This window comes from Mesorhizobium sp. B2-5-4, assembly GCF_006441095.1.
Classification (GTDB): domain Bacteria; phylum Pseudomonadota; class Alphaproteobacteria; order Rhizobiales; family Rhizobiaceae; genus Mesorhizobium; species Mesorhizobium salmacidum.
Map to the genome: position 1 here is coordinate 90,343 of NZ_VFUR01000018.1, position 15,310 is coordinate 105,652.

Consider the following 15,310-nt stretch of genomic DNA (forward strand, 5'->3'; position numbering starts at 1 on the left):
GGTGCGACTTCCTCATCTTGTCCTGGCGGTTCTGATGGTTCCGATAATGGCGGCGCTGGTCGTTGCCGGCGGACGCACGCTGAAAGGCAGCGCAAGCACTGTTGCGGTGGATCAGATCGATCCCGGCGCCGATACGATCCCGCAGGCTGACACCGGGACGGTACCAGAAGAACCTGCCACCTCAGCCATACCTGCTCCGCAGCCGCCAAAACCGGCAGCGCATTCGCGGGCGATCGATCCGCAGGTCGTCGCGCCGCCGGAACTGCCCGCCGGAGAGCTCGAGCGGGTCGAGCCGCGCGAGCCGTTGAGCAAGCTGGCCCTCGCCGTGCCGCCCAAGCCGAAGATGCCCGACGACTGGAACGGCACAAAGCTGTTCCAGCCGGTCGCCCCGGCCGCCGGCCTGATCGAGGCGAAAGGCTATTCGGTCGCCGTTTCCGGCATCGATGTCGTCGGGCAGGACGAGATCTGCACCACCGATGGCAAATCCTGGCCGTGCGGGGTCCGTGCCCGCACGGCGTTCCGGGCCTTCCTGCGCGGTCGCGCCGTGGTCTGCACGGTGCCGCCGGAAGGTGGTCGCGACCGGATCGCGGCGGAGTGCCGGATCGGCAAGCAGGATGTCGGTCAATGGCTGGTCGAAAACGGCTGGGCGCGCGCCGCCAAGGGCGGGCCCTATGTCGAGGCCGGTGACAAGGCACAAAGCGCGAAGAAAGGCATTTTCGGATCGGCGCCGAATCTTGCCGGCATCTCGGCGGTGCCGGCCGCACCCGACCCAGCGCCTCAGGCGCCGGGCTCGATCCTGGAGGAGGACGGCGGCGTCCTCAAGCCAGCTGACCAGCCAACGCCTTCTGAATGAGCGAGCGGGTCTCGGTGACGCCATAGAGGGCGGCGAAGGATCCGAAGCGTGGGCCGCGTTCCTGGCCGATCAGCACCTGATAGATCATCTGGAAGAAGGCGCCTGAAACGCCGGGGCCGCCTTCCGGGCTCTGCTTGGAATGATCCTGGTAGCGTTCGATCTTGCGCGCCACGTTGAGCGAAGCGTTCTGGATCGCCTCGCCGCTGGCGCCCGCCGGCAAGTCGCCAAGAGCCTTTTCGAGAGCCAGCAGCGCTTCGCGCTCGACCTCGTCGGCCGGTCGAAAGGTCTTCGTCGGCTTCACGAAATCGTCGAAATAGCGGATCGCATAGCCCGTCAGCCGGTCGAGCTCGGGATGGGTGGCAGGCGTCACGCCCTGCACGTGGCGCGAGATGAAGCCCCACAGCACATCCTTGTTCTGCGCATTGGAGGCGCTGACCAGGTTGAGCAGCAACGAGAAGGGCACCGGCATGTCGATGGCGGGCGGATTGCCGTCATGCATATGCCAGACCGGGTTGCCCAGCCGCTCCTTCCAGTCCTGACGCGAGTATGCGGCGAGGAAGGTGTAATATTCGTCCACGGCCCGCGGGATGACGTCGAAATAGAGCTTCTTGGCCTGCCGCGGCCGCTGGTACATGTAGAGCCCCAGGCTCTCGGTCGGCGCATAGGTCAGCCATTCGTCGATCGTCAGGCCATTGCCCTTCGACTTGGAGATCTTCTGGCCGTTCTCGTCGAGGAACAGCTCGTAGACGAAATGCTCCGGCGCCCGCCCGCCCAGGATGTTGCAGATGCGGTCATAGACCACCGCATTGGTCTGGTGATCCTTGCCGAACATCTCGAAGTCGACGCCGAGGGCCGCCCAGCGCATGCCGAAATCCGGCTTCCACTGCAGCTTCACCCTGCCGCCGGTGACCGGCAGCGTGGTTTCGGTGCCTTCATCGTCGAAGGTGATGGTGCCGGCCTTGGCGTCCACATGCTTCATGGGAACGTAGAGCACGCGCCCGCTCTTCGGCGAGATGGGCAGGAAGGGGCTGTAGGTCGCCTGCCGCTCCGGCCCAAGCGTCGGCAGCATGACCGCCATGATCTGGTCGTAGCGTTCGGCGGCGCGCAACAGCATCGCATCGAAACGGCCGGCCTTGTAGTACTGCGTCGCGCTGGCGAATTCGTAGTCGAAGCCGAACGTGTCGAGGAAGCGGCAGAGCATCGCATTGTTGTGGTCGGCGAAGCTCGCATAGTCGCCGTCAAACGGATTGGGCACCGACGACAGCGGCTTGTGCAGATACGGCTCGAGCGCTGCGCGATCCGGCACGCTGTCGGGTATCTTGCGCATGCCGTCCATGTCGTCCGAAAAACACAGCACCTTGGTCGCGACCTTGTCCTGCGTCAGCACGCGGAACGCATGACGCACCATCGATGTGCGCGCCACTTCGCCGAACGTGCCGATATGCGGCAGGCCCGACGGCCCATAGCCGGTTTCGAACAGGATCGATTCTGGAAAGTCGGCGCCCTTGTAGCGTTCGATGATCTTTTTGGCTTCCTCGAACGGCCATGCCTTGCTCTCGACCGCGGCCGTCAGCAGTTCGGGATTGAGATCGATGATGTTTGATCCCGCCATGGTCCTGTTTTCCAAAATTATTCGCCGCTCTGGCTGCAAGTGTCGATTTTCAACCGGTCTCTAGGCGCGCGTGGCCGGAGCGTCAACGCGTGGGGCGCTTTTTCCTTGCGGCCTCGGGCTCACCTTCCTACCTTCGGAACCCGTTCAAGGAGTAAAGAATGCCGTCGCCCACCCCCCACGAAGCCCTGATCTATCTTATGGTCATCACTTCGGCCTCCGACCGGGACATGACCGACGTCGAACTGGCCAGGATCGGCGATGTCGTCCGCTCGTGGCCGGTGTTCGAGGATTTCAGGCAGGATCGGCTGGTTGCCGTGGCCCAAGCCTGCCAGAAGATGCTGCAAGAGAAGGATGGGCTGGAAGGTGTCCTGACCCAGGTTGCGGAGGCGCTGCCGGAGCGGTTGCGCGACACTGCCTACGCAGCCGCCTTCGAGGTCGCCGCCGTCGATCTGGAGATGCGGCTGGAAGAGGTGCGCGTGCTGCAGCTGATCCGTCGTCAGCTCGATCTCGACACGTTGACCGTCGCTGCGATCGGCCGTGCGGCGAAGGCAAGGCTTCGCACGCTCACTTGACATCTGTCTGAACCAGGACTGTTGGGGTTCAAGTCACCTGAACATCGGCTGTGCTTAGAAGAAACTGACCGGATCGGATCAGAAGAAACTGACCGGGAAATAGCGCAGGTAGAATTCGGCGAAGGTGCCTTTCATCGAAATCTCCTGCAACGCGTAATCGAGCGCCGCGGCCAGCGCCGGATTGTCCGCTCGCGTGGCAATGGCCATGCCGGTGCCCAGATATTCGGGCGCCAGGTAGGGGCCGCCGGCAAAGCGGCAGCAGCCGGCGGCATCGGAGCCGCCCAGCCAGAAGGCGAATCGCATGCCATCGCCGAAGGCAGCGTCGATCTTGCCGGCCTTGAGGTCGCCGTAGAGGGCTTCCGGTCTGTCGAAGGGGACGACCTGGACCGTGCCGAAATAGTCACGCAGCATGCGTTCATGCGCCGAGCCTGATATCACGCCGACGCGCTTGCCGTGCAACTTGTCGAAGATCGGTTCCGCCAGCGCCTTGTTCTTCGGCATAATGAAGCGCGCCGGGAATTGCAGGTAGGCGCGCGAGAAGGCGTATGTCTGTCGTGACTGCGGCGTTGCGGCAATGCCGGCGATGATCGCCTCGCCCTCGCCTTTCTCGAGCGCGCCTTGAAGCTCCGCCCAGGGCAAGGCCTGGATCTGGCACCTGTCGACGATATCGAGTTCCGCGCAGATGGCCCGCGCCAGGTCGATGTGGAAACCGGACAGCTTTCCCGAACCATCGAGGAAATTGAAGGGCGGAAAATCCGTGGTCGTCAGGAACCGCAGCCGCGGCAGTGCCGAAAGGTCTGGCTTGGGCAGCCGCTCCTTGGCGTCCCAGAGCACCGGTACCTGCGGCTCCGCCGCGCGCGCTCCGGGAACCAAAACCAGTGCCGCAATGAGCGCCGCTGCCAGGACCTGGAACCTCCATTGGAACGCCACGATAGAACTCCCCGCACCGTGCTCGTGCCGGTTTTGGTATGAAAATGGTACAGGCACAATGCTTTTTGATTTCAACGCTTCGATTTCGGGATATGATTTGGTGGGTTTGCAAACAGCGGTGGCTGCTCTGGCGGGGGTACCAGGGTCGAGAACCACAACCGGAAGGGGGCGCTTTGCAATTCCTGGTCGGTGGCGAAGCGCCGGCATGGCGTGGACCATGGGCTTCAATGCATAAGGCAACATGGGGTTGATGTTGCGATGAGTCAGTTCGATCGGACGCTGGAATACATAGACCAGCTGCAGCACGCCGCAACGGCGGCCGCGGTATGCGAGAAATTGTTAGGCGTAACATCGGAGTTCGGCCTGACCGCGCTGATGGCCGGAACCGTTCCGCGGCCGGGCACGCCGACGGGGCAGCAAAAGCAGCATGTGCTGCTTTGCGACTGGCCGGTCGAATGGCTCGAGCGCTATGTGACGCGCAACTATGTCGATCACGATCCCGTCGTCAGTCACATGAAACAGCTGCAGTCGCCGTTCCAGTGGCGGGAAGCCGCCCAGGGCGTTCGCATCGATAAGAGCAGTGGCGAAGTAATGGGCGACGCCGGCGCCTTCAAGCTGCGCGACGGGCTGGCCTTCCCGCTGATCACGCTCGATGGCGAAATCGTCATGGTGTCGCTGGGTGGCGAGGCCGTGGAACTGTCGGCGGCCGAATTCGGCCTGGTCTCGCTGGTCTCGACCTATGCCATTGGCCGCGCCATGCAGCTTCACACCATGGCGGCCACGACCATCGATCACATCGAACTGACGCCGCGCGAACGCGAGTGCCTGCAATGGGCCGCGGTCGGCAAGTCCGAATGGGAGATTTCGCAAATCCTCGGCATCTCCGAACACACGTCGGAGAAACATCTTCTTAACGCCAAAAGCAAACTCGGTGCCGTCAACCGGGTGCAGGCAGTCGCCGAGGCGATAAGGCGCGGATACATTAGCTAGGTCGGCCGTGCAGGCCTAGAACTTCTTGCCTACGTGATCACGCAATTTTCGCATCGAAGCACGGCCGTATCTTCCCCTGAAACACAGGAGACTACGGAATGCTTTTTTGTCTTTCGACCAAGGAATTGATGGAACGCCCCGACCTCTGGGAGGCCGTCCATCGGCTGCGCTACCGGATATTCGTCGAGGAAATGGGATGGGAGGACCTGCGGCGCCCCGACGGTTTTGAGGTCGACCAGTTCGATCATGACGAGGCGGTGCATCAGATCGTCATCAGGGGCGATGAAGTCGCGGGCTATCAGAGGATGTTGCCGACCACACGGCCGCATCTGCTGACCGAGGTGTTGACCGATCTCTCCGAAGGAACGCCGCCGGCGGGCCCCAACATCTGGGAGTTGACCCGCTATGCGGTGGCTCCGGGTTTTCGCGATGGCCGGCGCGGCGTCTCGACGGTCGGCACGGAATTGATAGCCGGTTTCGTCGAGTGGGGTCTCAAGCGCGGCATCGACAAGGTCATCATCGAGTTCGAGCCGATGTGGGTGCTGCGCGCATTGCAACTGCACTTCCTGGCGACGCCGCTGGGCTATCAGCGCACCTATGGCAACCAGCAGGTCGTGGCGACGCTGCTCACCTTCAACGAGCACACGCTGGACGTGGTGCGTTCGCGCCGCAATCACCATGCACCCGTCCTGGCCAGGGGATATCCCGACATGCTCGGCCAAAGGAGGGCGTCATGAACGCGCACCCACAACCCGAACTGCGCAACCATGCGCTGATCGTCACCGTGTCGTCGAATGACGGCCGGCCGGTGCTCGACAGGAGGGCCTATGAGAGCCTTGCCAGGACGTTTCAGGAAGCCGCCGAGAACGACGAGGTGCGGGTCGTCGTGCTGCGCGGCCTGGCGGGCTGCTTCTGTCTTGGCGGCGACTTTTCCGAATTCCTGGACGCCACCAAGCATCAGAAGCTGATCGCCGCCGTCACCGACATGTTCCGCATGCTGGCAACGTTTCCAAAGCCCATCCTGGCCTGTGTCGACGGCGATGCCGTCGGCGTCGGCTGCACCATCCTGTTCCATTGCGACATGGTGATCGCGTCAGAAAAAAGCACGTTCCGGGTGCCGTTCGTCGATTTCGGCCTGGTGCCCGACGCGGCGACCAGCATCCTGGCGCCGCAGAAGCTCGGCTATGCCGGTGCCTTCCGCTTCTTCTGCCTCGGCGACACGCTTCGTGCCGAAGATGCCAGGGCGCTCGGCCTAGTCGCCGAGATCGTCCCGGAAGGCAGCGTCGAGGAGGCGACGCTCGGCCGGGCCAGGCAGCTCGCCAAGAAGCCGGTTGCGGCGTTGTTGCAGACGCGCGGCCTGCTCAAGGGCAACACCACCGCGCTTTGCGAGCGCATCGATGAGGAGATATCGCTGTTCCAGCAGGCGCTGCAGGACGACGCCACGCTGCGACGGTTGCAGCGGATCGCACGCCTGGCGGCCTAATGCATGTCGCCCGGAAGTGTCCTCGGTTCCGGGATAACGACATGCAAAACATCAGAAGCTTACAGCAGGCCGGGCGAATCCCATTCGCCGCGACATGCTGTAGAGCCGGATCAAGGGCCCTCATCAATTGCGCCGCGCCGCCTTTGGCTGCGCGGCGCCAAAAAAAGCGTCAGTCCTGCTTACCCAGGAATGACGGCCCTTCGCCGATGATCTTCCTGTCTTCCTTGCCGATGATATCGAGATCGCGTCCCTCATAGGGCAGCGACAGGAGGATGCGACGCATCACTGCCAGCCGCGCGCGGCGCTTGTCGTTGGCCCGCACGATGATCCATGGCGCGAACTCCTTGTGGGTGCGCTCGAACATACTGTCGCGCGCCTTGGTGTAGTCGTCCCACTTGGTGATGCCGGCAATGTCGATCGGCGAGAACTTCCAGCTCTTGAGGGGGCTGTAGCGGCGATCGTGAAAGCGCTCGAGCTGCGTCTCCTGGCCGATGTTCAGCCAGAATTTGAAAAAATGGATGCCGTCATTGACGATCATTCGTTCGAAATGCGGCGTCTCGTCGAGAAACTTCTGGTGCTGTTCTGGGGTGCAAAAACCCATCACCGGCTCGACGCCGGCGCGGTTGTACCATGAGCGGTCGAAGGTGACGAATTCGCCCGACGTCGGGAAATGGTCGGCATAGCGCTGATAATACCATTGCCCCAGCTCCGTCGGGGTTGGCTTGGTCAGCGCGACGTTGCGCGCCGTGCGCGGGTTGAGGTACTGGCGCAGCACGAAGATCGTGCCGCCCTTGCCGGCGGCGTCACGCCCCTCAAACAGCGCCATCGCCCGCTTGCCGGTCGCCTGCAGCCATGCTTGCGCTTTGACCAGCTCGATCTGCAACTGCTCGAGCGTATCGTCGTACTCCTCGGCTTTCATCTTCTTGTCGTAGGGATACCCGCCCGCGGTCAGCTTGTTCTCCTCGACCCAGTCCGGAAGCTCGGGATTCTCGATATCGAACTCCCGTTCCTTGCCGCCGATCCGGATTTTCAGCGGACCTGAAGTTGGCGAGGCGGAATTTTCCTTGGCCTTATTCATGCAGACGAACCCTTTTAAGTGTCTGGACTCATGCTATTGGGAGCCACTACAGCGCCGCGCGTCCATTTGGGCGCGCAAAGGACGCTGTAGCACTTTTGATTTGCGGTCCAGCGGAAGTTTTCGCCGCCGTGTGACCGGTGGAGGCTGGGCGCGCGAATGACTGACCTGGGCGCAGAGCAGAAAGGCATGGGGCAAGCGATCGCCGCCCGGCTGTGGACCAGCCGCTGGCTGCTCGCGGCCGGTGTCGTGGCGGTCCTGATCGCCTATGGCTTCGCGGGTATTTCCGCCTACGTGCTGGTACCGGCGCTGCTCCTGCTGCTGGCGGCGGCACTATTGCCGGTTACAGCTGCGCGCCATTCCGCCGAGAGCGCCGGGGCAATCGAAGCGATGGGCTTGCAGCGCCTGTCCGGCGAATATCTCGCGGCCGCCGTCGCCGATCCGCTCATCATCTTCGACCAGGCCGCCACCATCGTCCACGCCAACGCCGCCGCTTTTGCCGCCTTTGGAGGCATCGCGCCCGGCATATCGCTGCCGCTGAAATTCCGGGCGCCGGAAATGCAGGCGCTGCTGGACAGTGTTCTGTCGGGCACCGTCGCCTCGGATGTTGTCGACTATACCGAGAAACTTCCCGTCGAACGGGCCTACCGGGTCAGCGCGTCCTCGGTCGGGCATGGCACCGACCTCTATGTGCTGGTCTTCAAGGACCAGAGCGAGGCACGGCGCATAGACCGCATGCGCGCCGACTTCATCGCCAATGCCAGTCACGAGTTGCGCACCCCGCTGGCCTCGATCGCTGGCTTCATCGAAACGCTGCGCGGACCGGCCCGCAACGATCCGGCGGCGCGCGAGCAGTTCCTCCAGATCATGCAGAACCAGACCGGCCGCATGGCGCGACTGATCGATGATCTCCTGTCGCTGTCGCGGCTGGAGATGAAGCCCTATCTGAAGCCGGGAACCGAAGTCGATCTGCGCCAGACCGTCGACAGCGTCATCGATTCGCTCGGACCGCTTGCCCGAGAAAACAATGTCGCCATCGAACGCGATTTCGCCGAGGGGTCGCTCGATGTGCCGGGTGATCGCGACGAGTTGTTCCAGGTCTTCGAGAACCTTTTGGAAAATGCCTGCAAATACGGCCGGTCGGGCGGCCGCGTCGTGGTGTCGATCGCGCGTGGCGATGATGGTTCCGAACCAGGCATCGACGTGACGATCAGGGATTTTGGCCCCGGCATTCCCGAGGAGCATATCCCGCGCATCACCGAGCGCTTCTATCGCATCGATGTCGAGACCAGCCGGACCCAGAAAGGCACGGGACTTGGCTTGTCGATCGTCAAGCACATCCTGACGCGTCACAATGCCAGGCTGACGATCAAGTCCGAGGTCGGCAAGGGCGCCGCCTTCTCGGTCCATTTGCCGGCGCACTGATACTGCCCTAGTTTCCCACTGGACCGTTTCTTTTTTCTGTCATCCGGTTAGCGTATCAGCGGGGATTCGAGGAAACGACTCAAGATCAAGACACCCCGTGGGAAGGCATTTCGTCCATGCAGTCCGTTCACACAATGAGCGCCTTTGACGAGGAACTGAAATATCTCGCCAAGCGCATCGCAGCGATGGGCGGCCATGCCGAGCGCATGGTCGAGCAGGCGGTCGCCGCCTTGGTCAATGCCGATCCGGGATTGGCCCAGAAGGTCATTCGCGACGACATCGTGCTGGATGAGGGGCAGCGTGAGATCGACGACAAGGCGATCATCATCATCGCCAAGCGCCAGCCGATGGCGACGGACCTGCGCGAGATCGTCGGCGCCATCCGCATCTCGGCCGACCTCGAGCGGGTCGGCGACCTCGGAAAGAACGTTGCCAAACGGGTGGTCGCCGTCACCGACGGCCGTCAGCCGACCAGCCTTTTCCGCGGCCTGGAGGCGTTGGCCAACCTGGCGCTGACCCAGCTGAAGGAAGTCCTCGACGTCTATGCGTCGCGTTCGGTCGACAAGATCGGCTTCGTGCGCGACCGTGACAACCAGATCGATGCCATGTACACGTCGCTGTTTCGCGAATTGCTGACCTACATGATGGAAGACCCGCGCAACATCACGCCCTGTACGCATCTGCTGTTCTGCGCCAAGAACATCGAGCGTATCGGCGATCACGCCACCAACATCGCCGAGACCATCTACTACATCGTCACCGGCGACCAGATGCCGGCCGAGCGGCCGAAGAGCGACAAGACGGACAAGATCGGCCTCCCCGCGGCGCTGCCGGTGAAGTGAACGCACCTCCTCTCGAACGCTTGATCATATTGCGCTAAACTATCCCGAGATAAGCTTGCCGGTTCCCTAGGGAAGGCAACGCTTTCGGGAGGCCGCGATGGAATATGTCCGGGAATTCAAGCCCTCGCCGCTGACATCGGGCATCATCGCCTGTGGTGTCTACACCGCCGGGCACCGTATCGCCGATATTTCCATCGAGGAAGCCGGCGATTGGGCCAAGAAATCGGGACATGTCGTCTGGATCGGGCTGCTTGAACCCGACCGCGAACTTCTGTTGCGCGTCAAGGCGCAGTTTCATCTGCATGAGCTGGCGATCGAAGATGCCGAGCACCCGCACCAGCGGCCAAAGGTCGAGCAATATGGCGATGCATTGTTCATCGTCGCTCGCACGGCGCAATTGATCGAAGGGCGCGTCACCTTCGGCGAGACACATCTGTTTGTCGGCTCAGGCTACATCGTCAGCGTCAGGCACGGTCCTTCCACATCTTATGCCGCCGTACGCCAGCACTGGGAAAGCTGCCCGCATTCGCTGGCCAAGGGCGAGGATTTCGTCCTCTATGCCATTCTCGACTTCATCGTCGACAACTACATGCCCGTGCTCGAGCAGATCGAGGACGAGGTCGAGGCGATCGAGGACAAGGTCCTGCTGAAGCCGATGACCGGCCCCGACATCGAACGCCTCTACATGCTGCGCCGCGATCTCCTGCGTCTGCGCAACGCGGCATTGCCCCTGGTGGAAGTCTGCCGCCGGCTGACCAGCGCCGACCTGCCACAGATCCATTCGGCCATGCACCCGCTGTTCCGCGACGTGACGGATCACATCCGTACCGTCCAGGAGAAGATCGACAGCCTGCGCGAGGTGCTGGCCTTCGCCTTCGAGGCCAGTCTTCTGGTCGGTCAAAGCCAGGAAACGGCGATCTCCAAGAAACTCGCCTCCTGGGCGGCCATCCTGGCGGTGCCAACCGCATTCGCGGGCATCTACGGCATGAACTTTACCGACATGCCGGAGCTGAAGATGGAATATGGCTACCCGATGGTGCTGGCCATGATCGCGCTGATCTGCTGCTTCCTGTATTGGCGGTTCAGGAAGAATGGGTGGCTGTAAAAGAGCGAATAGCGAATAGGGAGTAGCGATTAGGGGAAAAACCGCATTGCCCCCTCGCGGAAGCTCAATCACTGTCTATTCGCTATTCGCTATTCGCTATTCGCTATTCGCTATTCGCTATTCGCTATTCGCTATTCGCTCAGCGATTCCGCCGCCGCTCCGCCGCTGGCTGGAACGCCACGCGGGCATGGTATTTGCAGTAGGGACCGGTTTCAGCGGCTTCGTTGCCGCAGAAATTGAAGTCCTCCGAAAGCGGATCGCCGTTCGGCCATTTGCAGGTGCGCTCTGTCAGTTCGACGAGCTGCAGATGCCGTGAGATCGGCACCACGACGTTCTCGACCGGGCGGATGTAGTGCCGCGCCACGGGTTCGGCATCGAATTGCGTCTGAAGGGCCGTCGCGCCGATCGAAGTCGTGACATGGCGTGCCGTGCTCGCGGCGCGCGCCACCGACTTCTGGACGGTCGATCCCTGCGTCGCCTTCTTCTGGCGTGCCGGCGACGCCGTCGCGCGACCGCGGCCCGACAGTTTCAGCCGGTGCACCTTGCCGATGACCGCGTTGCGGCTGACCCCTCCAAGCTGCGCAGCAATCTGGCTTGCGCTCAGACCCTCCGACCACAGTTTTCTCAAGAGTTCTACCCGCTCGTCAGTCCAGTTCATGACCGCGCTCCTCATAAGCGTGCGGCAATCAGAATCCATTCCCGACCCAGCACAACTGCTGGGGCAGACACCACATATATCTGGTGATTAGGTCCGCCGCACGAAATCTAGTTATTTCTCGACTACAACTACTCTATGCGCTGACTCGGTGACAAGAGTCCCAAGTGCAACACGAATCGGTTTTTTCGGTTTTCCCCAACTTGCCCGGTCGCTCATGAGCCGGCGTTGCGTCAGGGGGCTTGCCGCGCGCCACTACGCGACGTTTTCGTTGACTTCATGGCCGAAAAACACGATAAGCCGCAGAAGGCCGCCGCTTTGGCGGCTTTTTTGATTTTCCGGTACCGGAGACGCATATAATGAGCGGTTCGGCGCTTTACGAGACCTTTGCTCGCGCACCCCTGGCCTTCGACCATGGGGAAGGCACCTGGCTGGTTACCGACAAGGGCGAGCGATATCTCGATTTCGCCGGCGGTATCGCGGTCAATTCGCTTGGCCACGGCCATCCGCATCTGGTCGCGGCCCTCACCGAACAGGCGGCGAAACTCTGGCACGTCTCCAATCTCTATGAAATCCCGGGGCAGAGCAGGCTTGGCGAGCGGCTGGCTGATGCCACCTTCGCCGACAAGGTGTTCTTCACCAATTCCGGCGCCGAGGCGCTGGAATGCGCGATCAAGACGGCGCGGCGCTACCATTTCGTCAAGGGCCATCCCGAGCGCTTCCGCGTCATCACCTTCGAAGGCGCCTTCCATGGCCGCACGCTGGCGACCATCGCGGCTGGCGGCCAGTACAAATACCTCGAAGGCTTCGGACCCAAGGTCGAAGGCTTCGACCAGGTCGGTTTCGACGACATCGACGCCGCTGAAAAGGCGATCACGCCGGAGACCGCCGCGATCCTGATCGAGCCGGTGCAAGGCGAGGGCGGTATCCGTCCGGTGCCGACACAGTCGCTGAAGCGGCTGCGGCAGCTCTGCGAACAGCACGGCCTGTTGTTGATCTATGACGAGGTCCAGTGCGGCATCGGCCGTACCGGCAAGCTGTTCGCGCATGAGTGGTCGGGTGTGACGCCCGACATCATGGCCATCGCCAAGGGCATTGGCGGCGGTTTCCCGATGGGCGCCTGCCTTGCCACCGACGAGGCCGCCGTCGGCATGACCGCCGGCGTGCACGGCACCACATTCGGCGGCAATCCGCTGGCAATGGCGGTCGGCAACGCCGTGCTCGACGTGGTGCTGGAAGATGGCTTTCTCGAGGATGTCCAGCGCAAGGCGCTGCTGATGAAGCAGGGGCTTGCGTCAATAGCTGACGAATTCCCCGAAATAGTCGAGGATATCAGGGGCACCGGGCTGATGCTCGGCCTCAAATGCGCGATGCCCAACGGCAAGGTGAACATGGCGCTGCGCGACCAGCATTTGCTGGCCGTTCCGGCCGGCGACAACGTCATCCGACTGCTGCCACCGCTCACCGTCATCGATGCCGAGATTCACGAAGCGCTCAACCGCATCCGCGCTGGCGCCAAGGGCCTGTCGGAGGCCATGGCCTCCGCCGCCGCGAAGTAATCCGGAACCATTCCTGATGTCAGTCCGCCATTTCACTGATCTTTCCACCGTTTCCGAAGGCGATTTGCGCTTCATGCTGGATGACGCGGTGACGCGAAAGGCGCGTCTCAAGGCCGGTGAACGGACCAAGCCGCTCGAAGGCAAGGTGCTCGCGATGATCTTCGACAAACCATCGACGCGCACGCGCGTTTCTTTCGACGTCGGCATGCGCCAGCTTGGCGGCGAGACCATCATGTTGACCGGCACCGAGATGCAGCTAGGCCGCTCCGAGACCATCGCCGATACCGCCAAGGTGCTGTCGCGCTACGTCGATGCGATCATGATCCGCACCACCTCGCATGAGCGGCTGCTGGAGCTGACCGAGAACGCCACCGTTCCGGTGATCAACGGCCTGACCGACGACACCCATCCCTGCCAGCTGATGGCCGACATCATGACTTTCGAGGAGCATCGCGGGCCGGTGGCTGGCAAGACGATCGCCTGGACCGGCGACGGCAACAATGTGCTGCACTCGCTGCTCGAGGCCTCGGCACGGTTCCGCTTCAATCTCAACGTCGCCGTGCCCGAAGGCAGCGAACCGGCGCAGAAGCATATCGACTGGTCCAAGGCGCATGGCGGCAAGCTGCATTTCACCCGCTCGCCCGAGGAAGCCGTCGACCAGGCCGACTGCATCGTCACCGACTGCTGGGTGTCGATGGGCCAGGAACACCGTGCTCGCGGCCACAATGTCTTCTCGCCCTATCAGGTCAACGCAGCGCTGATGGCCAGGGCAAAGCCCGATGCCCTGTTCATGCATTGCCTGCCGGCCCACCGCGGCGAGGAGGTGACCGACGAGGTCATCGACGGGCCGCATTCGGTGGTGTTCGACGAGGCCGAGAACCGGCTCCACGCCCAGAAGGCCGTGCTCGCCTGGTGCCTCGGTGCTTGAAGTCTCTTGGTGCTTGAAGTGTCTTGGGCGCCCGAAATGCCTGGGCGCCTGAAATGCCCAGGCGCTTGATCTGCGGAGGCGCGATGCTTATCTGCGCCGCATCACGCAAATCAAGCGCGTTTGGACGCATGTGCCCACCAGGGCCCCATGGCCGCGCCCTGGAGCTTTGTCATGTTGGAAAGCCATCAAGTGACTGAACATCACCCCAAACTCGGCGAGTTCGGCTACGCCGGCGACGATCACGTCGTTCCCTTCGAAGTCGGTCCGCTCGACGTGCGTGGCCGCACGGTCCAGCTCGGGCCGATGCTCGACGCCATCCTTGGCCGCCACGACTATCCCGAGCCGGTCGCCCGCCTGCTGGCGGAAGCCTGTGTGCTGACGGTGCTGCTCGGCACCTCGCTCAAGTTCGAAGGCAAGTTCATCCTGCAGACCCGTACCGATGGGCCTGTCGACATGCTGGTCGCGGACTTTTCCACCCCCTCGGCGCTGCGCGCCTATGCGCGTTTCGACGCCGACCGGCTGGAGGCACTGATCGCGGCCGGCGAGACCTCGCAGCAAACGCTGCTTGGCAGCGGCGTGCTGGCACTGACCATCGACCAGGGCGCCCATACGCAGCGCTATCAGGGTATCGTCCAGCTCGACGGCGAGACGCTGGAAGAGGCGGCGCGCACCTATTTCCGCCAGTCGGAACAGATCCCGACCGACCTAAGGCTCTCGGTCGCCAAGCTGCTGACGCCCGGTGTCGGCGGTGCGCGCGAGCAGTGGCGCGCCGGCGGCATCCTGGCGCAGTTCCTGCCGCAATCGCCCGAGCGCATGCGCATTCCGGACCTGCCGGGTGGGGATGGCGATCCGCGCGAGGAGATCCATGATCCGACAGACAATTCCTGGCAGGAGTTGCTGGCCTTGCTCGGCACCATCGAGCCGACCGAATTGATCGACCCGACCATCGGCGCCGAGCGGCTGCTCTATCGCTTGTTCCACGAGCATGGCGTGCGCGTCTTCGGCGGCGTTCCCGTCGCCGATCAGTGCTCATGCTCCCGGGACAAGATCCGCGGCATCCTCGAAGGCTTCTCCGCGCAGGAGATCAAGGACAGCACCGAGGATGGCGGCATCCACGTCGCCTGCGAGTTCTGCTCGACGCGGTACGACTTCGATCCGGCGGAATTTGCGGCTCAGTGAGCTATCTTTCCTTCTCCCCGTTCACGGCAGGGGAATCGCATATGGCGTTTTGGGAGTTGAAATTGGTCTGAGAAGAGATTCTTTGGGAAGGCAGTCCAGCGA

Annotated in this window: 15 protein-coding genes; 11 read left to right on the plus strand and 4 right to left on the minus strand. The window is 62.7% G+C overall.

What is annotated here, in order from left to right; translation table 11 throughout:
• The first annotated feature begins 1 nt into the window (after position 1).
• Positions 2–853, plus strand: coding sequence for a thermonuclease family protein (locus FJ492_RS21625; RefSeq protein WP_348641914.1), 852 nt, complete (start codon positions 2–4; stop codon positions 851–853).
• Here FJ492_RS21625 and FJ492_RS21630 read toward each other — a convergent pair.
• Positions 819–2,465, minus strand: a complete 1,647-nt coding sequence (locus FJ492_RS21630; RefSeq protein WP_140772177.1) for a lysine--tRNA ligase — start codon at positions 2,463–2,465, stop codon at positions 819–821. The two genes, FJ492_RS21625 and FJ492_RS21630, sit on opposite strands and share 35 nt — an antisense overlap.
• A gap of 158 nt (positions 2,466–2,623) precedes the next feature.
• Between FJ492_RS21630 and FJ492_RS21635 the strand changes: the two genes are divergently transcribed.
• Positions 2,624–3,037, plus strand: coding sequence for a tellurite resistance TerB family protein (locus tag FJ492_RS21635; protein WP_140507575.1), 414 nt, complete (start codon positions 2,624–2,626; stop codon positions 3,035–3,037).
• A gap of 78 nt (positions 3,038–3,115) precedes the next feature.
• Here the strand turns inward: FJ492_RS21635 and FJ492_RS21640 are convergent, their stop codons facing one another.
• A complete protein-coding gene (locus tag FJ492_RS21640) occupies positions 3,116–3,940 on the minus strand; it encodes a transporter substrate-binding domain-containing protein (RefSeq protein ID WP_246673872.1) in 825 nt (274 codons plus the stop codon).
• Between the two features lie 285 nt (positions 3,941–4,225).
• On the opposite strand from FJ492_RS21640, the gene FJ492_RS21645 reads away from it, so the two are divergent.
• From FJ492_RS21645 to FJ492_RS21655, 3 genes are all read left to right on the plus strand, one after another.
• Positions 4,226–4,957: a LuxR family transcriptional regulator gene (locus tag FJ492_RS21645; protein WP_140507572.1), complete on the plus strand. Its 732-nt coding sequence runs from the start codon at positions 4,226–4,228 to the stop codon at positions 4,955–4,957.
• A 98-nt stretch (positions 4,958–5,055) separates the two neighbouring features.
• Positions 5,056–5,694: an acyl-homoserine-lactone synthase gene (locus FJ492_RS21650; protein WP_140716173.1), complete on the plus strand. Its 639-nt coding sequence runs from the start codon at positions 5,056–5,058 to the stop codon at positions 5,692–5,694.
• Positions 5,691–6,440 (plus strand): enoyl-CoA hydratase-related protein, encoded by a 750-nt coding sequence (locus tag FJ492_RS21655; RefSeq protein WP_140772179.1) that lies wholly within the window; start codon positions 5,691–5,693, stop codon positions 6,438–6,440. The genes FJ492_RS21650 and FJ492_RS21655 overlap by 4 nt, the downstream gene beginning before the upstream one ends.
• A gap of 169 nt (positions 6,441–6,609) precedes the next feature.
• Here FJ492_RS21655 and ppk2 read toward each other — a convergent pair whose 3' ends face one another.
• Positions 6,610–7,518, minus strand: a complete 909-nt coding sequence (gene ppk2, locus FJ492_RS21660) for a polyphosphate kinase 2 (RefSeq protein WP_140716177.1) — start codon at positions 7,516–7,518, stop codon at positions 6,610–6,612.
• 156 nt (positions 7,519–7,674) lie between these two features.
• Here ppk2 and FJ492_RS21665 point away from each other — a divergent pair, with 156 nt between their 5' ends.
• The 3 genes from FJ492_RS21665 (at position 7,675) to FJ492_RS21675 (ending at position 10,887) form a co-directional block, all read left to right on the plus strand.
• Positions 7,675–8,940, plus strand: coding sequence for an ATP-binding protein (locus tag FJ492_RS21665; protein ID WP_140772181.1), 1,266 nt, complete (start codon positions 7,675–7,677; stop codon positions 8,938–8,940).
• A gap of 116 nt (positions 8,941–9,056) precedes the next feature.
• A complete protein-coding gene (phoU, locus tag FJ492_RS21670; protein WP_140772183.1) occupies positions 9,057–9,782 on the plus strand; it encodes a phosphate signaling complex protein PhoU in 726 nt (241 codons plus the stop codon).
• Positions 9,783–9,879: 97 nt separating this feature from the next.
• Positions 9,880–10,887 (plus strand): magnesium and cobalt transport protein CorA, encoded by a 1,008-nt coding sequence (locus tag FJ492_RS21675; RefSeq protein WP_140772185.1) that lies wholly within the window; start codon positions 9,880–9,882, stop codon positions 10,885–10,887.
• 139 nt (positions 10,888–11,026) lie between these two features.
• Here FJ492_RS21675 and FJ492_RS21680 read toward each other — a convergent pair whose 3' ends face one another.
• Positions 11,027–11,545 carry a GcrA family cell cycle regulator gene (locus FJ492_RS21680; RefSeq protein WP_140507560.1) on the minus strand — a complete coding sequence of 173 codons (519 nt, stop codon included), beginning with the start codon at positions 11,543–11,545 and terminating at the stop codon, positions 11,027–11,029.
• A gap of 356 nt (positions 11,546–11,901) precedes the next feature.
• Between FJ492_RS21680 and FJ492_RS21685 the strand changes: the two genes are divergently transcribed.
• From FJ492_RS21685 to FJ492_RS21695, 3 genes are all read left to right on the plus strand, one after another.
• Positions 11,902–13,101 carry an aspartate aminotransferase family protein gene (locus FJ492_RS21685; protein WP_140507558.1) on the plus strand — a complete coding sequence of 400 codons (1,200 nt, stop codon included), beginning with the start codon at positions 11,902–11,904 and terminating at the stop codon, positions 13,099–13,101.
• Positions 13,102–13,117: 16 nt separating this feature from the next.
• Entirely contained in the window at positions 13,118–14,029 is a 912-nt protein-coding gene (gene argF, locus FJ492_RS21690) for an ornithine carbamoyltransferase (RefSeq protein ID WP_140507557.1), read from the plus strand.
• Between the two features lie 147 nt (positions 14,030–14,176).
• Positions 14,177–15,208 (plus strand): Hsp33 family molecular chaperone, encoded by a 1,032-nt coding sequence (locus FJ492_RS21695; RefSeq protein WP_140746621.1) that lies wholly within the window; start codon positions 14,177–14,179, stop codon positions 15,206–15,208.
• The last annotated feature ends 102 nt before the right edge of the window (positions 15,209–15,310 follow it).

Excerpts from the sequence above, each read along its gene's own strand:
- FJ492_RS21650 (WP_140716173.1), top strand. The coding sequence starts at position 5,056 with ATGCTTTTTTGTCTTTCGACCAAGGAATTGATGGAACGCCCCGACCTC.
- ppk2 (WP_140716177.1), bottom strand. The coding sequence starts at position 7,518 with ATGAATAAGGCCAAGGAAAATTCCGCCTCGCCAACTTCAGGTCCGCTG.
- phoU (WP_140772183.1), top strand. The coding sequence starts at position 9,057 with ATGCAGTCCGTTCACACAATGAGCGCCTTTGACGAGGAACTGAAATAT.
- FJ492_RS21685 (WP_140507558.1), top strand. The coding sequence starts at position 11,902 with ATGAGCGGTTCGGCGCTTTACGAGACCTTTGCTCGCGCACCCCTGGCC.
- FJ492_RS21635 (WP_140507575.1), top strand. The coding sequence starts at position 2,624 with ATGCCGTCGCCCACCCCCCACGAAGCCCTGATCTATCTTATGGTCATC.
- argF (WP_140507557.1), top strand. The coding sequence starts at position 13,118 with ATGTCAGTCCGCCATTTCACTGATCTTTCCACCGTTTCCGAAGGCGAT.
- FJ492_RS21630 (WP_140772177.1), bottom strand. The coding sequence starts at position 2,465 with ATGGCGGGATCAAACATCATCGATCTCAATCCCGAACTGCTGACGGCC.
- FJ492_RS21665 (WP_140772181.1), top strand. The coding sequence starts at position 7,675 with ATGACTGACCTGGGCGCAGAGCAGAAAGGCATGGGGCAAGCGATCGCC.
- FJ492_RS21655 (WP_140772179.1), top strand. The coding sequence starts at position 5,691 with ATGAACGCGCACCCACAACCCGAACTGCGCAACCATGCGCTGATCGTC.
- FJ492_RS21695 (WP_140746621.1), top strand. The coding sequence starts at position 14,177 with ATGGCCGCGCCCTGGAGCTTTGTCATGTTGGAAAGCCATCAAGTGACT.
- FJ492_RS21680 (WP_140507560.1), bottom strand. The coding sequence starts at position 11,545 with ATGAACTGGACTGACGAGCGGGTAGAACTCTTGAGAAAACTGTGGTCG.
- FJ492_RS21645 (WP_140507572.1), top strand. The coding sequence starts at position 4,226 with ATGAGTCAGTTCGATCGGACGCTGGAATACATAGACCAGCTGCAGCAC.
- FJ492_RS21675 (WP_140772185.1), top strand. The coding sequence starts at position 9,880 with ATGGAATATGTCCGGGAATTCAAGCCCTCGCCGCTGACATCGGGCATC.